Annotated in this window: 1 protein-coding gene; it reads left to right on the top strand. The window is 37.4% G+C overall.

Features of this window, described 5'->3' with window-relative positions:
- Nucleotides 1-492 (top strand): GNAT family N-acetyltransferase (locus GMD4S_RS10350; RefSeq protein ID WP_000307274.1); only part of this gene is annotated, 492 nt, incomplete at its 5' end.
- Nucleotides 493-508 lie beyond the last annotated feature (16 nt).

The raw sequence follows: 508 nt of genomic DNA, 5'->3' as shown, positions 1-508 counted from the left end.
CGTCCTTTCTTTTTTAGTGACAGTCAAGCGTTTTTCGAGATTGCTTCAAACCCTGAGAATTTGCAGTTTATTTTTCCCAGTCAAGCAAGTTTGGAAGAAAGTCAGTACGCACTTGCTAACTATTTTATGAAGGCTCCTCTAGGTGTTTGGGCAATTTGTCTCCAAGGAAATCAGGAAATGATTGGCTCCATTAAATTTGAAAAAATCGATGAAATCAAAAAAGAAGCAGAAATTGGTTATTTCTTAAAAAAAGATGCTTGGTCGCAAGGTTTTATGACAGAGGCTGTTAGCAAACTCTGTCACCTTTCTTTTGAAGAATTTGGTTTAAAACAATTATCCATCATCACTCATCTGGAGAATCAAGCTAGCCAAAAAGTAGCCTTAAAATCGGGCTTTAGCCTCGTCCGACAGTTTAAGGGGAGCGATCGCTATACACGAAAAATGAGGGACTATCTTGAATTTCGATACATAAAAGGAGAATTCAATGAGTAAACACCAGGAAATTTTG

This window comes from Streptococcus sp. GMD4S, from assembly GCF_000296955.1.
The sequence above is the reverse complement of the archived record's forward strand: the minus strand, read 5'-3'. Positions and strand labels throughout refer to the sequence as shown.